Raw genomic sequence first — 26,314 nt, 5'->3', positions numbered from 1 at the left:
GCATCCTGTGTGACACCATTAGATGTAGATGGCAAGCATATTGCTACAATCGGGCATGATATTTTAATAGATGATTTACAGAAACGGACTATTAATGAAGGACTGAAAGGCACATACAACATGATTTTTCGAGCCGATGGGCGGCTAGTAGCTCACCCGGAGAAAATGGAGCAGATTCACAAAGAAGGGGGGTTGTTCAATATCTTGAAGTCTGACGATCGCCATCTACAACGAATATTTGAACAGGTCAAAAAACGACCGCTCAACCAAGTTATTATTGACAATTTTCAAGACAATGAATTCCTAGCTGTAGCAAAGTTAGATGAGCCAGATTGGTATTTAGTGACGGTTTTACCAAAAGCAATTGTGACGAAATCAGCCAGAGAAGCTGCTCGCTTTGTGCTGATAATAGGATTTATTTCGCTGCTTATTGAAGTGATCATATTGTTTTATGTTCTGCGTGACAAAGTTGCTGCTCCTATAAGCCAATTAATGTATGCAACGCAAAAACTTACTAATGGTGATTTTAGTACCACAGAGAACCAGCGGGATGATGAAATTGGGGAACTCGCTAAGTCTTTTAACAGCATGGCACGACAACTGCAAGAAGCCTTTGAAACCCTAGAAGATAAAGTTAAAGAACGCACCGCAGAACTAGGAACCGCTAACGAAGAAATCATTGCCCTCAACGAGAGACTCAAGGAAGACAATCTCCGCATGGGTGCGGAATTGGATATCGTGCGTCAGATGCAGCAAATGATTCTGCCAACTGCTGAGGAACTGAAAATTGAAGGACTCGATATTGCCGCATACATGGAGGCCGCCGATGAAGTCGGCGGCGACTACTATGATGTCTTAAACACTGATGGCGTTGTCACTCTGGGCATCGGCGATGTCACGGGGCATGGACTTGAAAGTGCCATCTTGATGCTGATGGCGCAAACCGCCGTTCGTACCCTCAAGGAGATACGTGAAGTAGACCCGGTTCGGTTCCTAAATGCGCTCAACCGCACTCTTTACAAAAACGTGCAGCGCATGAAATCTCACAAAAGCCTCACCCTAGGGATTTTAAATTACTCCCAAGGACTCGTCAGCATTAGCGGTCAGCATGAAGAAACAATTATTGTGCGAAACGGTGGACAGGTAGAACGTATCGATACGATGGATTTAGGTTTTCCCATTGCCCTTGACGATGACATTGCTGAGTTCATCAGTCATATTTCAATGGAGCTACAGCTAGGAGATGGTATCGTGCTATATACCGATGGTATTCCCGAAGCAAAAGACATTAAGAAAAAACAATATGGCGTGGAGGCCATGTGTGAAGTCCTTAGCAAAAACTGGCATTTATCGGCTGGGGAAATCAAGCAAGCGGTGATTGACGATGTGCGGCGACATATTAGCACTCAAAAAGTGTTTGATGATATTACGCTGTTGGTTGTGAAGCGGACGGAATTAGGCGTAGAAACAGAGTCAAGGCCTCAAGCAGCCACATTGGTTGAGATCGATCGCCAATACCTCAAAACAATAAACTGATGACATGAAACGGGAAAATTGTCGGCGGGGCGATCGCCTTAACAGTCAATTGATTTTAGATTTTAGATTTTAGATTAAAGAATTGAAGCATTGACCCCACGGATAAATTCGGGGGCTTATTTATCGCATACAGGTTCTTATCTCTCCACACATTAATCCGGAGGCTTGTATCTTGGATGCTTTCGGTCAAATTTACGAAAAAGTGGTGATATATCTCAAACCCAGCCCCCCAAAAGAGGCTGAATCTCAAGAGAACTTCCAAGCTGTAGTCAACTTCTAAATTTCTATGATTAAATCTATCTAATGATATCTTGCATCAATGTAAAGAAAGCGATCGATCGCGGGATGAGCGCTCCCTTTATTGACCTTAGTGCTTTCGGTCCATTAAAACTATTCAGTCAAAGCCTTTCTAAATAGCGTAAGGCGCGCCAAGGCGCACCCTACCGGAGCGATCTGCAAGGGTAATTCCTATTCCTCTCAAAGCTTTTTCCGAGCTAAAACAGCTTTATTCTATTTTTTCTTTGACTCAGAAACTTCAGCAATCAAATCGTCTTTATCAACTTTCGGTACAAAATCAGGGCGTTCTTTGGCTTCCCAACCGGGTGGGCGCTTGGAGTTGTACCAGGCGATCGAGCCGATCGTAACTGCGGCAATAAAGCCAGCAACAAGAACTAATATTGGAGTGCTCAAGCTGACACTTGATTCCGGCACTGGCTGCTGCATCAGCAGCTCAATCATTACTGGCTTGATGGGTGCAACAAGAACTGCCAGGGAAGTGGTCAAGCTGATATCTATCATTAGGCTAAATCCTTATCTACTCTACTTTTACATTATCTTAAGTGCTAATGCCGTGTGGTTGATATATCGGAAGACAGAAAAATTGACATAATTGCCGTCATAATGTTTAGAGGTTGAAAATAGGAGAGCAGATTTTATGCCGTTGCCGACAATAGCATTGCTGTTGGCTGCGAGTTTCAGCCTGGGTGCTTTACCGCTAACGGGATGGGCGGTGCGAGGGTTTAGCCGCCGAGATTTGAGGGCCCTGGGCACGGGGAATGTGGGCGTGTCGGCTGCTTTCATTCACGGCGGGAAATTAGCGGGAATTGCTGCGGTGTTGGCGGAAATTGCCAGGGGTATTTTGCCGGTTTTGGCGGGGCGATTTTGCTTCCCGGATGCACCTGCGCTCGCGATCGCCCTGTTAATTCCTCTAGTTGCGGGCAGATATGCGATCGCCCGAGGTGGAGGCGTAACCAACGCTGTCTGGGGTCTTTTGGTATTTTCGCCACCGGTGGCGGTATCATCGGGCATTTGGGGGCTGCTGGTGTGGGGTTTGGCACAGCGGTGGTGGGGTGAGGGCGATCGGGCGAGACTCTTTGCTTCCCGTTGCGGGTGTCTGTGTACCCCAATCTGGGTTTGGGTGTGGCGACAATCAATGCCCGAATTTTTAGCAGCAGCAGGATTAGCCTTTTTACTCTTCACAATTAGTCTTCGTCAGGGTGATGATATGGCTTTATCTAAATCAGAGCAATTGTTTTCTCTTGACGACTCGTTAGATGCTGCAATCTGTGGCGATAAAGCGGCTAAATTGTCTCAAATAAAACGAGCCGGGTTTAATGTACCTGCTGGTTGGATATTATCACAAGAATCGGGCATCGGGCATCGGGCATCGGGCATCGGGCATCGAGGAAATAGTGATGACTTGTCAATTCCCAATGCTTTCATTCAAAATCTAAAATCCAAAATCCAAAATCGAATGATTGTCCGTTCTTCTGCAGCAGGAGAAGATGGCGATACGAGTTCTGCCGCCGGACAATATCAAACTATTGGCCCTGTTTTCACTGAAGCAGAATTGCTGGATGCAATTAATCGCTGCCGCCAGTCTTATTGGACTGACGAAGCTGTTGCTTACCGCCGCCAACGACAACTCCCCGATACCCAAATGGCTGTATTAATTCAGCCTTATATTGACAGCGAATTTGCGGGAGTCATGTTCAGCCGCAATCCTTTAGATGGCGGTTCCCAGATTATTATTGAAGCTTTACCGGGAGGGGCTGAATCTGTTGTCGGCGGACAATCTACTCCGGTTCATTTAGAAATTGATTTTAGTCAACCTGAATCCTTAGAAAAACAATTAACTGAACTTCAAAGTAATTCAATTATTGCTCAATCGATTTTAGCAGAATTGGTGAAACAAGCCCAAGCGATAGAAGCATTTTTTCACGGAATCCCGCAGGATATTGAGTGGAGTTGGGACGGGGAAAAAGTTTGGATTTTGCAAACCCGCCCAATTACTAATTTGCAGCCTTTTTGGACGCGCACTATTGCAGCCGAAGTGATTCCCGGTGCAATTCGCCCCCTAACTTGGTCGATTAATCGCCCGCTGACTTGCGGGGTTTGGGGAGAGATTTTTCAGGTGGTTTTGGGCGATCGCGCCAGCAATTTAAATTTTAACGAAACGGCAACTTTGCTGGGTTCTCACGCCTATTTTAATGCCACTTTGTTGGGCGAAATTTTTCGGATGATGGGATTGCCGGAACAGGGTTTGGAATTTTTGCTCAGAGGGCAAAAGATGGGCAAGCCGCCTTTGGGGACGATTTTGCCGAATTTGCCTGGTTTGTGGCGTCTGGTGCAGCGAGAGAGGGCGCTCAATGCAGAATTTAAGGTCGATCGTACTTCTATTTTCCTCCCGGCACTGCAAAGCTTGGAGAAGGCAGGCACGACAGGGGTTTTGACACGGATACACGGATTAATTATGGAGGATGAGTCAAAAGGAATATTAATGCCCAATGCCCAATGCCCAATGCCCAATGCCCAATGCCCAATGCCCAATTCCCAATTCCCAATGCCCGATTACCAATATTTAACGGAATTGTTAGAGAGAGCGGAGCAAATTCAGGAGTGGCTGAAACCGATTACTTATTACAATATATTAGGGCCGATCGGGCTGGCTATTCGCAAGGCAATTTTTCGCGTTGATGATGACTGGCTGGCTAATGACAGCGCTCCTGAAATTGCTTCGGTGCGAGCTTTACAGCAGTTGGCTCAGAAATTGCGACAAGCTGCTGTTTCGCAGCATGACGAAACTGTTTCATTCGCACATTTAGCACAGACATTTGCGGAAACTCCGGCTTTACAAGCAGACTTTGAAAAGTGGCTTGATACTTACGGATATTTGAGCGAGGTGGGAACGGATATTGCTGTTCCTACTTGGCGAGAACAACCGGAAGTTTATCAAAAGTTGCTAATAACTATGGCTCAAAAAGCCGAAACTAATTTAGTTGAAAAACGTGAAATAGGATTGAGTTTTTCGCAGAAGTGGCGATTAGATAAATGTCAAGAAAGAGCGCTTGTCAAAAACGAAATTAGCGAAATTTACGCGCGGTTGTTGGCTCACCTGCGCTGGACTTTTTTGGAGATTGAAGCTTGCGGCTTGGCAATGCAGGTGTTTCAGGAAAGGGGGGATATTTTTTATCTGGAATTTGGGGAAATTCAGCAGTGGATTCGTAGCGGTGCGAGTGTTTGGTTTAAGGATACAATTAGCCAAAGGCGCGATCGCCTGGTAGCCGATCGCGATCGCCCGATTCCCCCCGTGGTCTACGGCAATTTGCTGCCCAATTCTCAGACAAGGGCGATCGACTCCCCAACATCAGAAACTAATATCATGCAGGGAATTCCAGCAAGTATTGGCCGTGTCGAAGGCTTTGTGAAGATTTGCCGCACCGCGAGCACGGATTTAGGAGAAAATGCGATCGCAGTAGTTCCTTACACCGATGCAGGTTGGGCGCCGCTGCTATTAGGAGCAACAGCAATTATCGCCGAAGTTGGCGGCCAATTATCTCACGGAGCAATAATCGCTCGCGAGTACAAAATTCCCGCAGTTATGAATATTGCTGAAGCTACAACTCGCTTGCGAGACGGTCAAAAAGTCCGAGTAGACGGGTATCTCGGCACTGTAGAATTGCTCGAATAATTAGGAACAGGCAAGATGCCTGTTCCACAAGAAATCAACTCTTTGTGGAACAGGCATCTTGCCTGTTCCTAAAAAGATTATTGAAAATGGTGCAACATCTCAGCAATCTCTTAAACCCGTCCCAACTTTCCTAGGCTGTTAAGAAATTCTGGACAACATAGTTCCCCACATTTCTACCCGCACTCAAGCCATTTACGTTAGCACTCATGAAATGAATGCCTCCGTAAAGGCGACTCATGCCCGATTCGTCGGCCGCTTCACTGAAGTTTTTATAGGTTCGCAAAGTGTTGACACTTCTGTCTCCCCGATCGGCAAAGCCGTAATCCGAACCAAAGACAGAACTCATAACAGGATCTGCGGCACCGCTAAAGGTACTGTGGCCCGACGTGTACTCAGGGAACGGCGGAGTAGTTAGCAGCGGCGTCCACTGGGCGTCGGCTGTCGTGTCGGGATTGTTGTCTGTGTCAGCTTGGCGGATAGCTGTCACCGGCCGCCAGGAGTTGTACTCATACTTGGCATCCCAGCAGCTAATAGCTGCATCGGCGAGAGCAATATTCAGCAGGGCGAACAAGCGGGCGCTATCTTCTAAGGATTGGCCCGTGAGAGTCGCTGTTTCTTCGGCGATTTGGTTCCAGTGGCCCGGAGGCGTAAACGTCCCAGCGCCGTTGGCCCAGAATTTGGCGATGACTGTTTGGTCTGGGGTGCGCGTGAGGCTGTCACTTTTGCCGATTTCTTTGACGTAGTTAACTTCCTCTGCGTACTTGGCGCTGTCAAGGGCGGGCGGGCCAGCGGGGCGGAACTGAGAACCGCTAGTTATGGCAAAGGGAGTAACTTGTCCCCACTGTGGCGCCAGCGCGGCGGCAAGGGCGGGGGGAGTCGGCACCCAACTACCGAGGTCGGTTTTGGGGGTGTACGGCACTACTTTCGTGATGCCGTCTGTACTCCGCGAACTGATAATTTGGTCGGCAACTTGCTGTCCGAGGGCGATGCCGTCTTGTTTTGCTTTGCCATCGGTAATTTTAGCTAGAGACGATGCGTATACTTCGTTGAATGTGGCTGCTTGCGCTGGGTAGAGGTTTACTAAGACGCGGTGGGCGGCTGCGGCAGTGGCAGCTTCTGCTGATGTGCCTGCTGGTGCATCTATGTTGACCTGGTAAGGGCTGTATTTTTTGCTGACGGAGTTAACAGCATCGTAAATGGCTGCGTGAACCATTGCCATGTTGCGGGAGGCGAGGGGAGGCGCGGTGCTGGCTGTCCGCACTGCATTCAGCGTGACTCCGTTCCACTCAATGACAGGGTTTCCCGATAGCTGATTTGTGAATTGGTCGCGGTTGATTGTGTTGCTGTTGACTCCTTGCAATACTACTAAATACTCGCCCGTGAGTTTATCTTGAATTACGGTGCTGTTGCTGTTGGTGCCGGTGCCTTGCTGGATGTTTAAATCTTCAAAGCTGAGGCCGTTTAGCAATCGAATTTTGTCATTGCCGTTGCCGAAGTCGGCGATGTAGTCGGCTGTGGCTACAGTTGGGCCACCGCTGCCTTTAGCAATGGCAAATATATCATCGCCTGTGCCGCCGCTCACGGTATCGCTACCGGCGCCCGCGTAGATAATATCGTTGCCGGAATCCCCGGCAATTAGGTCGCTGCCTTTGCCTCCCCAGAGGATGTCGTCGTCTGCACCGCCAACAATCGTATCGTTGCCTAGGTCGCCGCAGATTTTGTCTTTGCCTCCATCGCCTTGGAGAGAGTCGTCTCCGCTGTTGGCATAAATTATGTCGTTGCCATCCAAGGCGTTAAATGTGTCTGCTTGGGTAGTTCCTTCGAGATAGTCAAAGTTAGAACTAGGGGTCAGGGATGCCATGTTTATTTATTGGATATTTTGATTAAAGCGCAAAGGTTCGTACCGTCTGTAGATGCTTAGGTGTGTTTACCCCTGATTTAATAGTATTAAACTTTCTGGCGGGGAAGTAAACACCACAACACAGCTTTATTGAATCTTTAATATTTAACGGGCTTTTTATGAAGTTTTGCGATCTGAATGTGCGTAAAAATACAGTTATTAAAACTGCCTCAAATACTACAAGTTTGTTAAATTTTTACAAAAAAACAGTTTATTTTAATATTTAGAGCAAGATAATTTTTACCAGCATCAAAGGCGCGGATTGTGTAACGGACTAAGTAGATATTTATTAAGCACTCCTCAAAGCTGCGATCGGGTCGAGTTTGGCGGCTTGGCGGGCGGGGACAACGCCGAAGAAGAGGCCTACTGCACCGGATACACTGACAGCAAGGGCGATCGCCACGGGTGATATTCCAGCTTGCAAGGGCGTCAAATTACCTACAAGCAAGATACCGCCGACACCGACGCAAGTACCGACTATCCCTCCGGCAGCGGATAAAATTACAGCTTCGACAATAAATTGAAATAAAATATCTTGTTGGGATGCGCCGATCGCCTTTCTGAGCCCGATTTCCTGAGTGCGTTCGCTAACGGACACAAGCATAATGTTCATAATGCCAATGCCGCCGACTAATAGGGAAATGCTGGCAACAGCAGTTAACATCAGAGTCAAAGCGCCGGAAATTGCCCCCATTCTTGCCATTAAATCTTTCTGATTTCTGACTGTAAAATCATCTTCGGTAGTAATTTTATGCCGCAATCTCAGCAGGTTTTCCACCTGAAATTGCGCCGCGTCCATTTGCGATTCATCTTTAATTGAAATAAATATCGAGGTGACAGCCAAACCGTAGGGAGATTTGCGCCCGACTATGCGATTGGCCATTGTGGCGATCGGCACAGCCGCCGAGTTATCGTAATTCGTACCAAAAGATGTGCCTTTAGGCGCCAATACTCCAATTACTTTGACGCTGACATTTTTGATCCGCACTTGTTCGCCCAAGGGATTTGTATTGCCAAAAAGTTTCTCGGCCAATTCTGAACCGAGAACCACAACTTGGTTACTTTGCTTAACATCTAGTTCGGTCAAAAACCGCCCTTTTGCCATTTCAAAGCTTCTGACTGTGAGAAATTCTGGAATCGTGCCGAAAATTAGAGATGAGACATTTTTGTTGCTGTAGCGAACAATTTCGGAACTGTTAAGTTCTGCTGAGACGCCTTGAACCGACGGGACTTGAGTTGCGATCGCCTTTGCATCTGGCAGTACGAGAGTTTGAGGCGCACTTGAGATGGTACTTCGCCTAGCGTTGGGAACTCCAGGCCTCACGATTAATACGTTTGTACCCAGGGATTGAACTTGTCCTGCTACAAATTTTTGAGCTCCTTCTCCAATTCCAATCATGGCAATTACTGAGGCATTGCCGACAATCATGCCAATCATTGTTAAACTGCTGCGAATTTTGTTGGCTAGTAGCGTTTGACCGGCCATTTTGACGCTTTCAATAAAATTCATAATTTGGGAATTGGGAATGGGGAATTGGGCATCGGGCATCGGGAATTGGGAATCGGGCATCGGGCATCGGGCATCGGAAATTAGTAATTGGTAATGGAAACCAACAAATAACTAATGACTACTGACTAATGACTAATGACTAATGACTTCTTAAGCACTTCTTAATGCCACAATCGGGTCGAGTTTAGCCGCTTGTTTTGCAGGCACAATGCCGAAAAATAAGCCGATACTGCCGGAAACACCGACTGCAAGTGCGATCGCCATTGGGGAAACACTAGCTTGCAGGGGAGTAAAAGCAGCTACTACAAGCACGCCGCCGATACCGAATCCAGTGCCGATCGCCCCGCCTGCCGCTGACAAAATCACAGACTCGATCATAAACTGAATTAGAATATCTTGCTGAGAAGCTCCGATCGCCTTTCTCAATCCAATCTCCTTCGTGCGTTCGGTAACAGAAACCAGCATGATATTCATAATCCCGATGCCGCCCACAAACAGCGAAATTGCCGCCACGAAAGCCAACATCAACGTCAAAGCACCAGTAATACTGCCCAAAGTATTCATCAAATCTTTCTGGTTGCGAACAGTAAAATCATCTTCTTTAGTAATTTTATGACGTAACCTGAGCAGATTTTCTATTTGAAATTGGGCTGCTTGCATCATAGTTTCATCTTTGATAGCCACCGATATAAATGTTACTTTTGTACCGTAGGGAGATGAGCGACCCACGATTCTATTTGCCATTGTTGTCAGCGGCAAATAAACATTCATATCTTGATTGTCTCCAAAACTTGAGCCTTTCGCCTGCATGACACCAATCACTTGAAAAGTCGAGTTTTTGATGCGAATGTATTGACCAATTGGCTGTGTATTGCCAAACAATTGTTCTGCGGCTTCCGATCCTAAAGCCACCACATTTTCTTGTCTTTCTAAATCTAATTTGTTTAAAAATCGACCTTGGGCAACATCAAAGCTTCTGACTGTCAGAAACTCTGGCGTAGTTCCAACAATAGAAGATGAGACATTTTTGTTGCGGTAGGTAACGAGTTGACTGTCATTGAGAGTTGGTGCGACTTCTTGGACAGAAGGAACTTGAGATGCGATCGCCTCTGCATCTTCCACTACTAAATTCTGGGGCGGAATCACTGGGCGGGTTTGCGCTTCAGGACTTCCGGGAATAATAAATAGCAAGTTTGAACCCAGAGAGTTAACTTGTCCCTCGATAAATGTTTGAGCTCCTTCCCCAATACCGATCATAGAAATTACCGAAGCATTGCCGATGATAATTCCTAACATCGTCAAGCTGCTGCGAAGCTTGTTTGCCATCAAAGTTGTGACAGCCATTTTGACGCTTTCAACAATATCCATAATTCGATTTTAGATTTTAGATTTTCGATTTTCGATTAGGGAATTGGGATTATTGGTGTCAACTTAATATTTAAACCACTGATAAATCTCGCTTGTAGTCTAGTTTAGAACCCCCTAAATCCCCCTTAATAAGGGGAGTAGGGGTTGACTTTGAATACTGTTGTCCCCCCTTCTTAAGAGGGACTTTGACTGCTCTTGTCCCCCCCTTCTTAAGGGGGGTTAGGGGGGATCTCCGGGGAAAGAAAACACCCTAGAGCGAGCGAGATAAATAATGCCCCATGCCCCATGCCCCATGCCCCATGCCCCATGCCCCATGCCCTATGCCCTATGCCCTATGCCCTACTTTTGATTCTTGATAATATCCTCCAGCTTTTTACCTTGAGGAAGTTCGGTAAAAACGCGATCGCCGGCTTTTGCACCCTCTAAAATCTGAATCTTGTTGCCAATAGTCGATCCAACCGTAACAGGCTTAAACTTGGGCTGTTGTTTCTCGTCAGGAACCAGCACACCCGTTTGACCTTTATTAGTCACAATTGCCACCGTCGGCACAACTAAAGCATTGCTCAACTTTTGACCGACAAATCTCAAATCTACATTCATTCCCGATTGCAGCGACTCTTTGCCCGTATCAATGGCAACTCGCACTTGAAATAGGGTCACATCCCGTTCCTTAACCGCTTCCGGTGCAATTAATTTAACGCGACCTTTAAACACTTTATCGGGATAAGCATCAGCCACTATTTCAACGACTTGACCCGGTTTAATTTGACTGATATCAGCCTCCGGGACTTTCGCCAAAACTTCCACATCTCTAGCTAGAGCGACAATCGATGTCGAAGTTGCCGAAGTAGCTTCCGAGGCAGAAGTTGCGGGAGTTACAAAAGCTCCTTGGATGGCGTATCTTTGGGTAATAATTCCAGCAAAAGGAGCGCGAACTTTCGTATCTTCTAACTGCACTTCTTGAAAGCGGACTTGAGCTTGAGCTTCGGCTAATTCAGCTTTAGCTTGAGCTATTTCTTCCGGTCGAGAACCGTTTTCTTGTGCGGCAAATTGACTTTTTGCTTCAGCAACTGCTGCTTCTGCTTTGGCGATTTCTTCGGGACGGTTGCCGTTTTCTAGTTGCGCTAATTTGCTTTTAGCTTCGGCAACTTCTGCTTCGCCTTTGGCAATTTCTTCCGATCGCGTGCCGTTTTGCAATTGCTTCAATGCTTGCTGCTCGACTTGCACAGCAGCTTGCAGTTGCTGAATTTGCGACTCCCGACTTTCTTGCAGTTGTTGCAGGCGTCTTTGGGATTCTATTAATTTAGCTTGGGCAGTGCGATTTTCTTTAATTAATTCATCGAGTTTATCTTTAGCCAGAGCACCTTCTTCCACTAGCGGCCGATTGCGTTCCACCCGTTGAGCAGTTAGTTCGGCTTGGGCTTTACTCGAGTCAATTTGCGTTTGTGCTTGGGCAATTTCTTGTTTGACACTGCCGGTTTGAGCGTCTGCTAAACGAGCTTGAGCTTGGGCTAAACGAGCTCGCCCTTGGCTGACTTCTTCAACGCGGCTGCCGGCTCGCAGTCGCTGCAAGCCTGCTTGAGTCTGCTGCAAGCGGGCTCTGGCTCCTGCAACTTCTTCAACGCGGCTGCCGGCTTGGACTTGCGCGAGACTGGCCTCGGCTTGCTCTAAGCGCGCTCGGGCGCTGGCGATGTCTTCCGATCGATTCCCGGCTTCGATTTTGGCGAGTTTAGCTCGCACGCTGGCTTCGCGGGCCTTGGCTTGAGCTAGTTGAGCTTCTACATCGCGGCTTTCCATGCGGGCCACGATTTGTCCTGCTTCAACTCGATCGCCCTGTTCGACAAATAATTCTGCTATGCGCCCGGAGCCTTTGGGGCTGAGATTCACGCGCTGTACGGGCTGCACCGTGCCACTCGACGTGATCCGCACCGTGAGGTTTTGCGCTTCTACCGGCACTGTCATAGTGGCGATCGCATCTACTTTCGGCTGCGATCGACTTTTTGCTATATATATGGTGGTCGGTACAGCTAGCAACCCGGCTGCAACCAAGCCAATCGCCCACCGCTGCGGTTTGCGCGCGGGTTTCTTCGGAGACTGCTTTTGGGGCGTTTTGTTATCTGCAATTTTGGTCTCTGCGGCCTTGGTGTCTACAGTCTGAGTATCTTCCACCTTGACCTGAGCAGTTTCCTTTTTAGGGCTAACGATCATACCGACTCACCTAATTTAATCTCAGGATTACCTTTAAGGTAAAATTTTTGCTGATGCTTGGCATCGTCTTTCAGACTCATCCGATCGGGTGATTTCAAAAAAGTTCCCCAACCCGCACCTGTAAACAATTATAGCTAATCTTTGCAAGTTATTAAAAAATGTTAAGTTTTTTCAGCTAAAAGAGGTGGATCTAAACAAAATCGCTCCCGGCTGCTGGCAAATAAAAATATATTTTAATAAATAATATCATTTTTGGGAGATCGGGGCGTGCTCCTCAGCAGCAACAAAGGCGGATATGGCAGGGGGCGATCGACTAAACTCGGTCATTGCGGACTCGCGAGCCCATAGCTGCGGGATCTGCCAGTGCGAATCTCGCAACGAGACAGTATGGACACACTTATTCTCATAAACCCGGTTTCACGGGTAGCGGTGCGTAAATTCTGAATACATATCCGCCCTGTGCCCACAACAGGTTAAAATATTTTTCAAATCCGTTAAAAATGGAAAATCAAAACAATGAATCGCCCTCAAAGTGTTACAGTTTTGGCAATCTTGCAGCTAATTAGCGGCATTTTCAGTCTGCTTGACGGCTTGTTCATATTACTTTTTGCTGGCATTTTTGGCGGTATCGGTGCGGCTGTCGGTGGGGCAAAAGTTGGCACTGTAATCGGCGGCTTCATTGCAATTTTTGCTGGACTCAGTTTTATTTTAGGTCTCCTCTCCTTACTCTTAACTTGGGGTTTGTTTCAACTCAAAAATTGGGCTTGGACGGGAACGTTAATTGTCCATATCATCGCCACCCTCGCGCAAATTGTCAAAATGTTTGGCAGCGGCGGTACAGCAGTCAATTTTTTAACTCTGGCTTTTGCAGTGGCTAGCATTTACTACCTGCTGCGGCCGGATGTTAAACAAGCATTTCTTGTCTGATTTCCTTTTAATTAACGGTACTGAATTCTCGGATCGAAAAAAGCATAGGAAATATCAACCGCCAGATTAATCAGTACAAAAGTTACAGCCACAAAAATAACTCCTCCTTGGACAATGGGGTAATCCCGCGTCAGAATACCGCTATAAATCCAAGAACCAATTCCCGGCCACGAGAAAATCGTTTCAGTCAGAATAGCGCCCCCTAAAAGAGTGCCGAACTGCAAACCGATAGTTGTGACGATCGGCAAAAACGCATTTTTCAAAGCGTGTTTCAAAATCACCCAATATTCCGGCAATCCCTTAGCCCTTGCAGTGCGGATGTAATCTTGAGAAAGCACTTCCAGCATCGCCGAACGAGTGATGCGAGCTATAATAGCCAGAGGAATAGTTCCTAAAGTCAAAGCTGGCAAGATTAAATGGGCGATCGCATCCCGCAAAGCCGCCACATCCCATCTCAGCAACGCATCCAAAACATAAATACCCGTAATCGACTTAAAACCAAACCCCAAATCTACACTAATGCGCCCGCTAGGAGGTAGCCATTTCAGATAAACAGCAAACAAATAAATCAACATCAATCCCAACCAATACACCGGCAAAGATACGCCAATTAACGAACCACTCATTGCGAGATTGTCCAGCCAGCTATTTTTCCGAACAGCAGCCAAAATCCCCGCCGGAATTCCGATAACAAGTGCCACCAACATCGCCACCACAGACAGTTCAAAAGTAGCAGGCCAGCGACTTCTAATTTCATCAATTATGGGGATACCGCTAATAATGCTATTTCCCAAATCCAAGCGCAGCAAACTCCATAAGAATGCCAAATATTGCACAGGCAAAGGCTGATTCAGACCTAATTTGGATCTCAAAATTTCTACCTGTTCGGGAGTTCCCCGTTCTCCCAAAAGCACTGTAGCTGGGTCTCCTGGTATCAAATGCAAAAATATAAATACTAGCAGAGTTATTCCGAAAAGGACGGGCAATAGTCCCAGCCAACGTTTTACAATATAATTAATCATGTTTTTAATATAGATTCTAGCGGCTCGGATTTTGCGGCTTTTTCACATATTATTATATGATTGGTAGGGGTTTTTTTATGAGCAATATTTGGCATGACTAAAAATATAGATAAACCCGCCCTTTTTTAGGGAACCACGAAGTGAAGAGGGCGGGTTTTTGAGATTGTCGGTATTAGGGCTATATAGTTGGTAAAACCCGCCCCTACACCAATATATGCAGGTAAAACCCGCCGCTTTCAAGACTTACTAACATCCTCAAAAGACTCAGACCCCAAAGGACTCGGAATCCAACCTTGAATATTCTTGCGTTTCCCTAAAAGCGGCTGCGAATGTACGATCGGCAAACGCACAGCTTCCCCATGCAAAATCTCGCTAACCTCCGCATAGATTTTCGCCCTAGCTGCTTTATCGCCACTCGCCCTCCCCCGATCCAAAAGTTCCAGAACTTTCGGATTTTTCCAATTTCCCAAATCCGCCGTCGAACCCGGCCCGAAGTGAGGATAATAAAAATTGTCTGGATCGCCATAATCTCCTGTCCAACCCATCATAAAAGCTTGAAAGCCGGGAGGTTTGAGCCGATCGGCTAAATAAGCAGACCAATCCTTTGTCAGCAATTTTACCCGAATCCCGATCGCGCTCAAATCCGCCGCCAAAGCCTCAGCGATCGGCTTCGGCGTGGGAAAATAGGGACGGCTGACCGGCATATACCACAAATCCAAATCAAAACCGTTCGGATAACCGGCTTTCGCCAGCATTGCTTTAGCTTGCTGCGGGTTAAATTCATAATCTTTAACTTGATCGGACGCCGCCCAATTCAGCGCAGGCGGGATAAATTGCGAATCATGTTTTCCGAGTTCTCCCCAGAAAGCTTGGACTATTGCTGGCTTGTTAATTGTTTGGGCGATCGCCCGCCGGACTTCGGGTTTTGACAAAGGTTCGTAACTCGGATTTAACCCTAAATAACCGACATTAAAAGAAGGTCGCACAACAGCTTCTAAATTAGAATCTCCCTGAACTTCTTTCAATTGATCCGGTGTTAAATCCACAGTAAAATCAAGTTGTCCCGAACGCAACTGAGCCAGTCTCGCCGCCGGATCATCAACAAAACGAATTACCAATTGATTGACTTTTGGCGTGCCAGTTTTCCAATAATTCGGATTTTTCTCCAAAACAATGCGATCGCCCGATCGCCATTCCTGAAACACAAAAGGCCCCGTCCCCACCGCCAGAGACCCCGGAGTGCCGTATTTAGCACCCGCTTTTTTCACCGCCGCCGGACTCGCCATCCCGAAATAACCAGACCCAATCGCCGACGGAAAAGCAGCAAAAGGTCGATTCAAAACAAATTTAATTGTAGACTTATCAACAACCGCCACATCTTTTACTAAAGAATCTTTTTCTCCCTTAAACCCGCCAAAAAAATCTTTCCAAATCGGATAATTCTTGCCCGCTTCTCGAAAACCGTTAGGATTTTTCGCATCCCACCAGCGCTCCACATTAAACTTAACAGCTTCCGCATCAAAATCCGTACCGTCGTGAAACTTTACCCCCGAACGCAACTTAAAAGTCCAAGTTTTACCATCTTTAGAACTTGACCATGCAGTAGCGAGACTCGGCTCAAGTTCCACAGTTCCCGGTTTGAAATCAGTCAAGCGATTGTAAATTTGGTCGATAACAATCACCGAATTGCCATCAGTAATATTTCCCGGTTCCAGATTGACCGGCGGCCCACCAGCACCGTAAACTAAAGCCCCAGCCGGAACCGCAGCAGGAGTCGTCGGAATTGGAGAATTATTGCTAACCGTGTTTGAAGGAGGGCCGCAATTTGATAAAATTACAGCCATCCCAAAAACTAGACCTAATAAAAATAAACGCCAGGGTTTTAACAATCTCATTTCAATAGCTCCAGTTTAATAGAAAATTATACTCATATCAATAAATTCTAATTTGCTCTTTCTCTCCCCTCTGTGGTCTCTGCGTTCTCTGCGGTTCATTTAGTAAACTCTCTATTAACAACCCATCTAAATTAACAAACAAAATAGAGCATCCTGATGATATCATGCTGGAGGGAAAAATATCAAGCCATACCTTTAAGCTGTGGAGCATTTAAACCAGTAACGAGGCTAGTAGGGTGCGTCAGAAGCGAACCCTTACGCTGAAACGGAAAACCTTAGATGCTGACGCACCTTACGCAAGTCCTTTAAATGCCGAACAGCTTACATGAGGCGACGCAGCCAGGATGAAAGCTAACATTTCCGGCCCAGCTAGAGGGGTCATTCGATTTTAGATTTTAGATTTTAGATTTTAGATTTACTCCATGAATCTGGGGGGAGCATAAACATTCCTTTCCCCACCCAAAATATTTTTGAATATCTGCATATAACAACCCGATTCGGGATTCAAAACCATCAATATTTCTCTCTTTTCTCTTTCTCTGCGCCCTCTGCGCCCTCTGCGGTTTGAAAAAAATCTACTTTACTTCAAGCAATACGATGGCTATAGGCGATCGCACCCACCCTACAAATCCAAACTCTCTTCACCAATACTTCCCAGTTCCCCGCTACCCAGAAACTCTTCCTCCTCTACTTCCTCACTCCCAGACTCGAAACTTTCCACCACAAACGGCAAACCAGCCGCCATCAAACCCCGTTGAATCAGTTCCGGCGTTTCCTCAAACAAAACAAATAGCGGATGAACAGCCTCAGCTTCATCGCTGTAAATATGTCTGTAGCGGTGCGGCATCACCCATTCGTAACCTTTATCGAGCCAAACCTGAGACTGCCGCCAGCGGCCGAGCAACTCAGAAAACTCTTCGCCCGGACGATGAATGAAAATCAAAATTTCCACTCCAATTTTAACTTTCCATTCAGGATCGCACATCAAAATCGCCAAATCGCACGGCAAACAAACTGCCTGTCCGGGCGATATGCTAGTGCCGCTGCTTCCCGCATAAGAAACCCCGTCCCGCAAGCGCGCAATTGGCAAAGGAATTGTGATTAAACTCTCAATGGCGCGGCGGATACTGGGAATCATTTCCATGTAAACCCGATATTTTTTCAGCAGGGCGATCGCGGCGGAAGATTCGCTGTACTCTGCTAGTAAAGTCTCGTAATGTGATTGTTTAACAGACATTTTCCAACCAAAGAATAAGTAATTACTAATTGCTGCTAATTGCTAATCGATCGCTTCTCGTTACTAGGAAGACCCCATTTGTGACAACTTAAGCTCAAGTTCTCCGAAGGGGGGAACTTGAGCTTGCCTCCAGGCCTTGCTGTGTAACGCGAACAGCGATTGAAGCATTTATGGCTATGGGCTACCAATGTCGGGAGAATGCTCACAGCCTTTTTATTTACAAGGTTTGAGCCATTTGCAGTCTCAAGATTAAGCCCGATACGATGCCTCTTTGTTATTTTATGCCGCTCGCCTGAACTTCATCAGAGCCAAAAAGGTAATCTGGTCTGTAATGTTTGACTCTGGCAGCAACATCAGACCTGAGAGTGTTAATTCCCCAAGCTCAAGATCGCCATCCGGCCATCTTATATATCATAAGATTGCTCATAAGTCAACATAAAACCTAAATCTTTACAAAACTCGGCTAATTTTAAAGACTTGCTAAAGCACTGAGGGGTTGTACCCCCCATAAGTTAAAGTCAGATATTATAGATGCACCCTGATGGCTTTCCCGTTCCACAAGAGCGGGATTTTTATTATTGGAAAGCCGGAGCGTGAAGTTTCACAATACCAACTACAGATAAAATGACGTGGGGATGCCAAGATTAAAGATATAGCAGAGCTAAAGCTCAAACTAGGGCGCCGATCGAACCTCACCCCTAACTCTGCGAAATAACCCAAAGGCGGTAGCATAGTTTGGGAAACGGCATCAACTGAAGATGAACTTAGCGCCAGCAACAGTCCTGCAACAGGGCAAATACAAAATTAACGCGACTTTAGGCATAGGAGGGTTCGGCATCACTTACCGAGCTATCCACACCCATTTAAACCAAACCGTCGTACTCAAAACCCTCAACGAAAGTCTGCGCCAACACCCAGAATCTGCCCAATTTCAGCAGCAGTTTATTGCCGAAGCCCAACGCCTGTCGCGGTGTCAGCATTCCAACATAGTCAAAGTAATCGACTTTTTTGAAGAAGCCGGACAGTCTTTTATTGCAATGGACTACATTCCCGGCCAAACTCTCGCCCAAATAGTCGAAACCGATCGGCCGCTGCCAGAAGCCCAGGCCCTGCACTATATTCGGCAAATAGCCTCAGCCGTAAGTACAGTTCACCACAGCGGATTGCTGCACGGAGATATCAAGCCAGAAAATATTATCCGGCGAGCCGATTCTCACGTAGTAATGTTAATAGATTTCGGAATTGCCCGCGGCTTTACCGCCAGCACCAAACAAACCCACACTAACTTGCTCTCCCCCGGGTACGCGCCGATCGAACAATACCTCTATGACGGTAAATGTACACCGGCCACTGACATCTACGCGATCGCAGCCACCCTCTACTACTTACTCTCCGGCGTGGCGCCCGTAGCAGCACCCCTGCGCGATCGTATTCCCCTGACTGAGTTACGGCAATTTCAGCCCAACCTCAGCCCAGGAATCGAGCGAGCCATCCTTCAGGGACTCGAAATCGACCCCCACAACCGCCCTCAGACAGTGGAAAATTGGCTCACCATGCTGCAAGAAACAGAGCGAGTATCAGTAAAAAGAAAAGGTAAGCAAACTCTAAGATTACCCGCACCTCCCCCGCCGCAGTTGACTTTTGTGGCGTTTGTGGTAACGGCTGCAATTGCAGGCTGGATGGGTTTTGACCTAGCATCGCAGTACAACACCACCAGTCTCAGTAATCGGCCCAAAAGTGAATCCTTCCCATCTCTCGAAGATTTGCTCAAATCCCGCGATTTGTCAGGGCCGATGTTCGGGCAGCCATCTGTTGAAAGCAGCCCTCTGTACCCCATCGAACTCAACAAGCGTCCCAAACCCCCCAAAGACAGCAGCAACATTCCCAAACAGAGCGACGATCCGTCAGAAACTAGCGCCACACCTTCTGAGTCTCCAAGCCCGGAAACTCCCGCCCCAGAACCCGCAGCGAAACCTGAGCCATCGCCGAGGCCCGAACCTGCTGGGGAGCCTTCTGAGCCCCCCATTCGAGAGCCTCAAGCCCAAATCGAGCCAGATCCCCAACCACAAGTTGCACCAGTACCGGAAGTTGCGCCCCTGCCTGCTGAACCACCCGCCGCACCCGCCCCGCCTGCCCCTGGGAGTGCTAGCGCTGAAACCCTACCGCCGTCGGCATCCCCGTCGCCAGTAATAGCGTCGCCGATCGAGCGATCGCCTGAGCCTGCAATACCAAGTCCCAGTGGCAAAAATTCAGAGAGTTCGATCGCACCTAATTCACCACCCCCTGTGGCAGAACCCACGATGCCTTTTCCCGAACCTGCGACAAATTAGTATGGTTTTTGTTGGTTAAAAGTGCCGACAAATACTTGGTTTTAGGAGTCAGCAAATATCCGCTCAGTAGTTGAGATAATAAGGCCCTACCTAGCCAAGGACTATCTTCCAAAAACATCCGTCGAATCTGAAAATCCCAACAGTCGCCGTCAGAGTTGATCGAATATTTCCTATTCCCTCTGCTATCCAAATGGTCGCCAAAAAATTCAGGACGGTTTCCTATTTTGATTGAAATTATGTTAGAATATGTGCGCGGCGCTGAGGTGGTGTGATGTCGCGTATTAATACTGCCAAGCTGCAAACATTTTGGTACAAAGCAACCCCAACCTCGAACTTGAGGCAGTGTCAGCGAGGCTTTTGGGCTAAGCCGTGGCGCGTCAGACTGTTCTAAATCTCAAGAATCCCATCTCCGACACTCGGGGTGGGAGTGTGAATTCCCCCAAAATTCCTTCCTTTGGGAGCAAGCATCATCGGGGAGAAGCAAGTTATAATTTGTTGCGGAAGCGCACAGAGATTTTTTATGAGTAAACCCCCAGTTCATGCTTTTTTTGTAGGCAGAGCACTTGCCGAAGCACTGTACGAGCAATTAGAAAGCGCAGCAACCAACGCTTTCTCTGAACTCGGCAAATTTGACGCAGAACAAAGAGAACGCCTGCGGCAGTTCACCGATCGAGTTGTGGAACGGGCAAATAGAGCTTCGGATGAGGCGATGCAGACCAGAACTGGCACTGCAAGCACCACAACCATTCAAGACATCCATCCTGCAGATTTGCAAGCGACTATTGACGAGCTGCGCGCTGAAGTGGCTCTGGTGCGATCCCAATTGCAGCGTTACCGCAGCAGTTTGCCCTAGCGAGCAATTCGACCACAACTATTATTTACTACGTGAGCGCATTGCTTTGCGCTCCTGCGCTCCTACTTCCAATCAAAGCAACAACATAAAATAAGCAAGTTGGGAACCCAAGTGTCTGCTCTCCTTGATGACTCTGTTAATCGCCAGCGATCCCCCAAGCACACTGGCGAAGCCGATGAGCCAAAAACTGCTAGTAAATCCTACAAAAGTAAAGCTTATCGCTGGAATCGCGAAAAATACTCCCGGAAGCGGCGCTTCTTCGACATTTGGGCCTTTGTCTTGCTCTGGCTGGCTTCCCTGTGGCTCGACAGCAAAAATTGGAGCTACTGGGGAGGCGTGACTGAAGAAAAGAAAGTTGCCAGACGGCGCTTTCAAGCTATCTGGGTTCGAGAAACACTCTTGGATTTGGGGCCAACTTTCATTAAAGTTGGGCAGTTATTTTCTACCCGCGCCGATTTGTTCCCAGCAGAGTTTGTCGAGGAACTTTCTAAGCTGCAAGATAAAGTGCCTGCTTTCAGCTACGAGCAGTTAGAGGTAATTGTTGAGCAAGATTTGGGCAAGACTGTTCAAGAACTCTACCGCAGCTTTGACCCGGTGCCCCTGGCCGCTGCCAGTCTGGGTCAGGTACACAAAGCTCAACTGCATTCGGGTCCGGAAGTGGTGGTCAAGGTACAGCGACCGGGACTGCGGAAGCTGTTCGAGATCGATTTGCAAATTCTTAAGGGAATTGCCCGCTACTTTCAAAACCATCCTAAGTGGGGCCGCGGTCGAGATTGGATGGGGATTTATGAGGAATGCTGTCGCATTCTGTGGCTGGAAATTGACTATCTCCATGAAGGCCGCAATGCTGATACTTTTCGCCGCAATTTTAGCAACTGTGACTGGGTGCGGGTGCCGAGGGTTTATTGGCGGTACGCGGCTCCGCGAGTGCTGACTTTGGAATACCTGCCAGGGATAAAAATCAGCCACTACGAAGCTTTGGAAGCGGCCGGTATCGATCGTAAATTAATCGCTCAGTTGGGCGCAAAAGCTTATTTGCGGCAGTTGCTCAACGACGGCTTTTTCCACGCTGACCCACACCCCGGCAACATCGCTGTTAGTGCTGACGGTTGTCTGATTTTCTACGATTTTGGCATGATGGGGCAAATCCAGTCGAACGTCCGCGAAGGACTGATGGAGACGCTCTACGGCATTGCTTCCAAGGATGGACAGCGGATTATGGATTCTCTGATCAATTTGGGAGCTTTGGTGCCTACGGGTGATATGAGTCCGGTGCGCCGCAGCATCCAGTATATGCTGGATAACTTCATGGACAAGCCTTTTGAAAATCAGTCTGTGAGCGCGATTACCGACGACCTTTACGATATTGCCTACAACCAACCTTTTCGCTTCCCAGCTACTTTTACTTTTGTAATGCGAGCTTTTTCCACCATCGAAGGGGTGGGCCGAGGTTTAGATCCCGAGTTCAACTTTATGGAGGTGGCACAACCTTTTGCCATGCAGCTTATGACTAATGGAAATGGCCATGATACCAGTAGCAGCATTTTTAACGAAATCGGCCGTCAGGCGGCTCAGGTGAGTTCGAGTGCTTTGGGTTTGCCCCGCCGGATTGAGGAGACTATTGATAAACTCGAACAGGGAGATTTGCGGATTCGCGTCCGTTCGGCCGAAACAGAACGCTTGCTCCGCCGGATGAGCAGCGCTCAAATGGGCACGAATTATGCTTTGCTGATGAGTGCTTTTACTTTGTCGGCGACAATTTTGTTTGTCAGCAATCAAGTCTGGCCGGCTGTCGCTGTTGCCGTGCTGGCTGCGGGTGCAGGGTTTGCTCTTATGCGTTTGTTCAAGCGGATCGATCGTTTAGACAGGATGTCATAATGGGGCAATTTGGGATTTGCAATTTCAGGTTTGAGATTTCTCGCCAGCCAAAAGTTGACCTCGAATGTTAAGTTTTGGCTGGCTGACAACAGATTGCTAAAATTGAGATCGCTTACGCGCTTTGACGCTAACAACCCGGTTGCTTCCTAAATTTCTCGACAGCCAAACCTGTGCTTTTTGGTAGAAATCCAGTTTTTTTTGCAGGCGCTGCTTAATTTACTGGATTTACCGAAATTTTAAGACGGGATTACCATCATACGATCTACAATATGAGATGGACTAAATTGCCAAAAAGTTTACAAAAGTTGGTCATACTTCAATAGTCCGGACAGTTTTCATATGGCCCAATGGCTTATTCTGTAGGACTTTGAGCCACTGTGGATAATTAAATCAATGTCAGCTCCACCCCGCTCGTTGCATTTAATTGGACTTTATTTATGATCCTTGCGCCGCGTAAGCTTGTAGTCTCGTTCTAAAAACTGTCCGGAGTATTGATACTTAACTTGACTGATTAACATTCTGGGTCGTATGATTACACAAATGCCTAAAAAAGGCTTAATTATCTGGTTTGTAAACCACAGCGCATGTCAAAACTGACCAGCCTGTTACAAGGTCGAACGGGAGTCCGCGTTTCGTTAAATTGGTTGAAAATAGTGGATGACTCATGGCTAAAAGCTTCAACTAAGATTAATTAAATTAGGGCGTTGCTCCGCCCGAATTAACGCCTGTGGACAAGTTGCGAGCCGACTCCCTTGGATGAAACAGGAAGCAGACCCTTCAGAAGTAATTCTGATTGAATGGTGAGACTTAAATAAGTTTAGCCAAGTTTTGTGTAGCAGGTCAAGGAACTGCAATTTTTCCAAAACTCGCGATCGCGGGCTGCAGAATTTCAAGTCCGTTCGGGATTTAAGTTTTGGAATAAAAAATCGCACCCCATTAAATCAAGCTTTTAAGTTCGATGAGTCCAATCACCCAATCTATGAAACGCTCTTTCGCAGGTAAGACAGACACAGGGCTAGTTCGTTCCGTAAATCAGGATTCGTACTACATAGACTCTGACGGGCGATTTTTCATAGTGGCCGATGGAATGGGAGGACACGCCGGAGGTCAAGAAGCCAGCCGGATTGCGACTCAGGCGATTCAATCTTATTTGCTCGAACATTGGGAAGGCCCAGAGGATTCTCCGCTGTTGTTGGAAAAGGCTTTTTTAATTGCCAATCAAGCAATTTTGACGGATCAGCTCGACCACCCGGAGCGTGCTGATATGGGAACTACGGCTGTGGTTCTAATGTTTAGGGATGAGGGCCGACCCTGGTGCGCTAATATCGGGGACTCTCGCTTGTACCGACTGCACGGAGCTCGCTTGGAACAGATTACTGAAGACCAGACTTGGGTGGCTCAGGCTGTGAAAAGAAAGGCCCTAACTCCTGATCAGGCTCGCACTCATCCTTGGCGTCACGTTTTGTCCCAGTGTTTAGGCCGCGATGATTTGCGGGAGATAGATATTTTGCCGGTGGACGTGCAGCCTGGGGATCGCTTGCTGCTCTGCAGCGATGGCTTGACTGAAGAACTTTCCGATCCTTTGATAGCTTCGCCTCTGAAGTCGATTCGCGCCTGCGAGGGCGCTGCAACTGCTTTAATTCAAGCCGCTAAGGATAAAGGTGGACGCGATAATATTACTGTGGTGATCGTAACGATCGACCTCAAATAATATTCGATCGCCCGATCGCACCCGACCATCTAAAATCGAAAAATCGAAAAAGTGAACAATCTAAAATCTAAAATCTAAAATCTAAAATTGAATGACCCGCGTTATCGGTTTGATCAGCGGCACGTCGGTGGATGGCATTGATGCTGCTTTGGTGGATGTGGTCGGTTCCCAAACAGACTTGAAAGTGCAATTGGTGGCCGGCAACACTTTCCGTTATCCTGCTAATCTGCGAGCGCAAATTCTCTCAGTTTGCAGTGGCTCAGCTTTGTCAATGGCTGAACTAGCAGAATTAGATGATGCCATCGCCCAAGAATTTGCGACGGCGGCATTGACAATTCAAGCCGAATATGATAAAGCCGAATTAATCGGCTCTCACGGTCAAACTGTCTACCACCGACCTGCTGGGAAAGCCCAGAAAGACAGCGCCGGTGCGTTAATGGGCTACAGCTTGCAACTCGGGCGGGGCGCGCTAATTGCGGAATTGACAGGAATTACTACTGTGAGTAACTTTCGATCGGCAGACATTGCAGCAGGGGGTCAAGGAGCACCCTTGGTGTCAATAGTTGATGCCTGCCTGCTGGCGGAACCCAACATCAGCCTCTGCATCCAAAATCTGGGCGGAATTGGCAATGTTACCTATCTCCCGGCAAGAGGAAAAGAGGGAAACAATGACGAGTCTGAGATTTTCAGTCTTGGGGATGGCATATCGGGCTGGGATACAGGCCCGGCTAATTCCCTGTTAGATTTGGCAGTACAGCACTTCTCAGGCGGCACTAAGACGATCGACGCAGGTGGAGTTTGGGCGGCATCGGGCACTCCCTGTCAAGCTTTAGTCGAGGATTGGCTCGCATCAGAGTTCTTCCGCCAAGCACCGCCAAAATCAACGGGGCGAGAGCTATTTGGTGTAGACTATTTTGACAGGTGTTTGGTCGAGGCCGAAGGTTACAACCTCAGTCCTGCTGACGTGCTGGCTACTCTGACAGAACTGACTGTTGCCTCGATCGTTCACAGTTACCAAACTTTCTTACCGGCTATGCCCGATCGAGTTTTACTATGTGGGGGTGGCAGCCACAATCTCTACTTAAAACGCCGATTGCAATCTCAATTGCATCCAGTGCAAGTGTTGACTACTTCTGAGGCAGGCTTGAATGTAGATTTTAAAGAGGCGATCGCTTTCGCGGTTTTAGCCGCATGGCGGGTTCGGGGCATTCCCGGCAATCTGCCTCAAGTGACTGGTGCCCGGACATCGGTACTTTTAGGAGAAATTAACTCTTGTTGGCATAGTTGGGCGTGATAGCATAGAGTCTGAGGGACAACGGCTGTGCGTTGTTGCACCAGCATTGTAGCCAGCAGGAAAAGCATAGGAACAGCACTGTGGCTCACACGTTTTTAATGGAATCTGGCCAATGGACGCTCGAAGGAAGCTGGATTGAGCGCAATGGCGTGCCAATTACGGTTAAGGGCAAAACTTTAGTGAGCTGGAACCGAACAGATTGGTTCAGTATGGTGACAAAGCTCGTATTTCCTGGAGGCGATCGCGAAGAGATTATTTTGCAGTACCGAGGACACCTCAACAGCGATGAACGGCAGTATACTTTTGTACTCCAACACAGCGAACTCGCCCGCGTCGAGGGCGAAGGTTGGATTGCTCCCCAGTCGATCGTCCAGCGTTATTGGGTATTGGGAGACGAACGCCAGCGGCGGACGGGTTTTGATACCCTTCACCGGGTTGATGACAACCGCTACTACCAATCTAGCGGCATCATGTCTGGTCATTACTTGACGAGTACAATGGAAGCAACTCTCGAACGTCAGGGGGAATAACTGATACTTTTAATCAAGACAATCTCCGACAACCTGAGAGAATCCGAATATAGCACACTAATCACACTGGTCCCAGAGCATGGTGGTATCCCACAAAGCTTTAAGGAAAATCCCTAAAGCGCTACTCAAACTGGGTGTTTTCTAA

Annotated in this window: 17 protein-coding genes; 9 read left to right on the top strand and 8 right to left on the bottom strand. The window is 47.6% G+C overall.

Features of this window, described 5'->3' with window-relative positions; all coding sequences use genetic code 11:
• A partial coding sequence (locus QUA16_RS25845; RefSeq protein ID WP_333181441.1) for a SpoIIE family protein phosphatase occupies positions 1-1,536 on the top strand: 1,536 nt, incomplete at its 5' end.
• A gap of 510 nt (positions 1,537-2,046) precedes the next feature.
• On the opposite strand, the gene psb35 is transcribed toward QUA16_RS25845, so the two are convergent.
• Complete coding sequence (gene psb35 / locus QUA16_RS25840; protein ID WP_333105991.1) at positions 2,047-2,259, bottom strand: photosystem II assembly protein Psb35; 213 nt, start codon at positions 2,257-2,259, stop codon at positions 2,047-2,049.
• Between the two features lie 211 nt (positions 2,260-2,470).
• Here psb35 and QUA16_RS25835 point away from each other — a divergent pair, with 211 nt between their 5' ends.
• Positions 2,471-5,506 (top strand): glycerol-3-phosphate acyltransferase, encoded by a 3,036-nt coding sequence (locus QUA16_RS25835; RefSeq protein WP_333105973.1) that lies wholly within the window; start codon positions 2,471-2,473, stop codon positions 5,504-5,506.
• A 130-nt stretch (positions 5,507-5,636) separates the two neighbouring features.
• Here the strand turns inward: QUA16_RS25835 and QUA16_RS25830 are convergent, their stop codons facing one another.
• The 4 genes from QUA16_RS25830 to QUA16_RS25815 form a co-directional block, all read right to left on the bottom strand.
• Positions 5,637-7,367 carry a chemotaxis protein CheB gene (locus QUA16_RS25830; protein WP_333105975.1) on the bottom strand — a complete coding sequence of 577 codons (1,731 nt, stop codon included), beginning with the start codon at positions 7,365-7,367 and terminating at the stop codon, positions 5,637-5,639.
• Between the two features lie 328 nt (positions 7,368-7,695).
• Positions 7,696-8,916: an ABC transporter permease gene (locus tag QUA16_RS25825; protein WP_333105992.1), complete on the bottom strand. Its 1,221-nt coding sequence runs from the start codon at positions 8,914-8,916 to the stop codon at positions 7,696-7,698.
• Positions 8,917-9,066: 150 nt separating this feature from the next.
• Positions 9,067-10,284, bottom strand: coding sequence for an ABC transporter permease (locus QUA16_RS25820; protein ID WP_333105978.1), 1,218 nt, complete (start codon positions 10,282-10,284; stop codon positions 9,067-9,069).
• Between the two features lie 339 nt (positions 10,285-10,623).
• Complete coding sequence (locus QUA16_RS25815) at positions 10,624-12,492, bottom strand: efflux RND transporter periplasmic adaptor subunit (RefSeq protein ID WP_333105980.1); 1,869 nt, start codon at positions 12,490-12,492, stop codon at positions 10,624-10,626.
• Positions 12,493-13,008: 516 nt separating this feature from the next.
• Here QUA16_RS25815 and QUA16_RS25810 point away from each other — a divergent pair.
• Positions 13,009-13,419, top strand: a complete 411-nt coding sequence (locus QUA16_RS25810) for a hypothetical protein (RefSeq protein ID WP_333105981.1) — start codon at positions 13,009-13,011, stop codon at positions 13,417-13,419.
• Between the two features lie 11 nt (positions 13,420-13,430).
• On the opposite strand, the gene QUA16_RS25805 is transcribed toward QUA16_RS25810, so the two are convergent.
• The 3 genes from QUA16_RS25805 to QUA16_RS25795 form a co-directional block, all read right to left on the bottom strand.
• The gene (locus tag QUA16_RS25805; protein WP_333105982.1) at positions 13,431-14,441 is read right to left on the bottom strand and encodes an ABC transporter permease; all 1,011 of its coding nucleotides are present in this window, start codon (positions 14,439-14,441) and stop codon (positions 13,431-13,433) included.
• A 236-nt stretch (positions 14,442-14,677) separates the two neighbouring features.
• On the bottom strand, positions 14,678-16,336 hold the full coding sequence (locus QUA16_RS25800; protein ID WP_333105983.1) for an ABC transporter substrate-binding protein: 1,659 nt from the start codon (positions 16,334-16,336) through the stop codon (positions 14,678-14,680).
• A 622-nt stretch (positions 16,337-16,958) separates the two neighbouring features.
• Positions 16,959-17,573 (bottom strand): hypothetical protein, encoded by a 615-nt coding sequence (locus tag QUA16_RS25795; protein WP_333105984.1) that lies wholly within the window; start codon positions 17,571-17,573, stop codon positions 16,959-16,961.
• A gap of 758 nt (positions 17,574-18,331) precedes the next feature.
• Here QUA16_RS25795 and QUA16_RS25790 point away from each other — a divergent pair.
• The 6 genes from QUA16_RS25790 (at position 18,332) to QUA16_RS25765 (ending at position 26,169) form a co-directional block, all read left to right on the top strand.
• The gene (locus QUA16_RS25790) at positions 18,332-19,903 is read left to right on the top strand and encodes a protein kinase domain-containing protein (RefSeq protein ID WP_333105986.1); all 1,572 of its coding nucleotides are present in this window, start codon (positions 18,332-18,334) and stop codon (positions 19,901-19,903) included.
• 520 nt (positions 19,904-20,423) lie between these two features.
• Positions 20,424-20,756, top strand: a complete 333-nt coding sequence (locus QUA16_RS25785; RefSeq protein ID WP_333105987.1) for a DUF6825 family protein — start codon at positions 20,424-20,426, stop codon at positions 20,754-20,756.
• Between the two features lie 111 nt (positions 20,757-20,867).
• Entirely contained in the window at positions 20,868-22,634 is a 1,767-nt protein-coding gene (locus QUA16_RS25780) for an ABC1 kinase family protein (RefSeq protein WP_006635257.1), read from the top strand.
• A 979-nt stretch (positions 22,635-23,613) separates the two neighbouring features.
• On the top strand, positions 23,614-24,345 hold the full coding sequence (locus QUA16_RS25775) for a PP2C family serine/threonine-protein phosphatase (RefSeq protein WP_333105988.1): 732 nt from the start codon (positions 23,614-23,616) through the stop codon (positions 24,343-24,345).
• A 91-nt stretch (positions 24,346-24,436) separates the two neighbouring features.
• Entirely contained in the window at positions 24,437-25,639 is a 1,203-nt protein-coding gene (locus tag QUA16_RS25770; protein WP_333105989.1) for an anhydro-N-acetylmuramic acid kinase, read from the top strand.
• A gap of 80 nt (positions 25,640-25,719) precedes the next feature.
• The gene (locus QUA16_RS25765; RefSeq protein WP_242722026.1) at positions 25,720-26,169 is read left to right on the top strand and encodes a hypothetical protein; all 450 of its coding nucleotides are present in this window, start codon (positions 25,720-25,722) and stop codon (positions 26,167-26,169) included.
• Positions 26,170-26,314 lie beyond the last annotated feature (145 nt).

The organism is Microcoleus sp. S13_C3 (genome assembly GCF_036700905.1).
GTDB lineage: Bacteria > Cyanobacteriota > Cyanobacteriia > Cyanobacteriales > Microcoleaceae > Microcoleus.
Note: the sequence above shows the minus strand (reverse complement) of the source record. Positions and strands in the feature narration are given on the sequence as shown.